Origin of the sequence: Streptomyces sp. NPDC051907 (assembly GCF_040681075.1) — a bacterium.
Classification (GTDB): domain Bacteria; phylum Actinomycetota; class Actinomycetes; order Streptomycetales; family Streptomycetaceae; genus Streptomyces.
This window is the reverse complement of sequence record NZ_JBFAYB010000237.1, coordinates 1-1,513: the sequence shown is the minus strand read 5'-3', so window position 1 is coordinate 1,513 and position 1,513 is coordinate 1. Positions and strand designations below refer to the sequence as shown.

Sequence of the window (1,513 nt, the reverse complement as noted above, 5' to 3'; positions counted from 1 at the left end):
GGCCGCACGCGGCGGGGGCGCGACGGCCCGCCGGCGCCCCTCCGCGCTGGCGGTGAACCCGGGCCCCTCAGCCCCGGTCGTAGGTGTGGAACCCGTGGCCGGTCTTGCGGCCGAGCAGTCCTGCCTCGACCATGCGCTGGAGCAGGGGAGGCGGGGCGTAGAGGGGTTCTTTGAACTCGTCGTAGAGGGACTCTGCGATGGAGGCGACGGTGTCGAGGCCGATGAGGTCGGCGAGTTTGAGGGGGCCCATGGGGTGGGCGCAGCCGAGTTCCATGCCGGCGTCGACGTCGGCGGGGGTGGCGAAGCCTGATTCGGCCATGCGGATGGCCGAGAGGAGGTAGGGGATCAGGAGTGCGTTGACGACGAAGCCGGCTCGGTCCTGGGAGCGGACGACCGTCTTGGCGAGGGTTTCGCGGGCGAACGCCTCGACGGTGTCGACGGTGTCCGTCGAGGTGTGGAGGCTGGGGACGATCTCGACGAGGGGGAGGACGGGCACGGGGTTGAAGAAGTGGAGTCCGATGACTCGGTCGGCGCGGCGGGTGGCCATGCCGAGGCGCATGACGGGGATGGAGGAGGTGTTGGTGGCGAGGATGGCTTCGGGGTCTTCGAGGATCTTGTCGAGGGCGGTGAAGACGTCGGTCTTGGCGTCGGTGTTCTCGACGACGGCTTCGACGACGAGCTGGCGGTCGGCGAGGTCGTGGAGGCTGCCGGTGAAGACCAACCGGGCCAGTGCGTCCTCGGCGGAGATGCGGTCCAGCTTGCCGCGCTGGACGGCTCGTTCGAGGGATACGGCCACTCGCTCGCGGGCGCCGCGGGCGGCTGTGGCGTCGGCTTCGCAGACGACGGTGTCCAGGCCGGCGCGGGCGCAGACCTCGGCGATACCGGCGCCCATCTGGCCCCCGCCGACGACACCGATCCGGGTGAGGGAGGCGTTCATGCCTGCACCGCCGGCCGGCGCACGAGGCAGCGGGTGTAGGCGTCTGGCGTGAAGAACGCCGGCAGCTCCCTGGCCAGGGCCGTCCGCTCGAACAGCGCGCGCACCTCGTCGACCCGGGCCCAGGGGTACTCCGCCCCCAGCGCCGCCGTCTCGGCGTCGAGCAGTTCGACCACCGTGTCGCGCGCGACCAGCCCGTGCCGTAGCCACTGCCAGATCTGCACGCGGGCGATCTCCGCGGTCGCCGCGTCCTCCATGAGTCCGTAGAGCGCGACCGCGCCCTGTCCGCGCAGCCAGGCGTCGAAGTAGCGCAGGGCGACCGCGATGTTCGCGCGCACCCCCTCGGGCGTCGGCGGCCCGGCGGTGCGGCGGACGGCGAGCAGATCCTCGGCGGTCACATGGACGTCGTCCCGGGTGCGCTCGATCTGGTGCGGGCGCTGTCCCAGCACGCCGTCGAACACCTCGCGGCACACGGGCGCCAGTCCGGGATGGGCGACCCAGGAGCCGTCGAAGCCGTCCTCGGCCTCGCGCTCCTTGTCGAGCCTGACCTTGGCCAGCGCCGCCTCGTTGGCCTGCGGA

General features: G+C 72.2%; 1 protein-coding gene and 1 pseudogene. Both read right to left on the bottom strand.

Going from position 1 to position 1,513, the window contains the following annotated elements:
- Positions 1–67: 67 nt before the first annotated feature.
- Entirely contained in the window at positions 68–937 is an 870-nt protein-coding gene (locus tag AB0M39_RS42040; RefSeq protein ID WP_365374486.1) for a 3-hydroxybutyryl-CoA dehydrogenase, read from the bottom strand.
- A pseudogene (locus AB0M39_RS42035) lies at positions 934–1,513 on the bottom strand (malate synthase A); the annotation flags it as partial. The gene AB0M39_RS42040 and the pseudogene AB0M39_RS42035, both read right to left, overlap by 4 nt.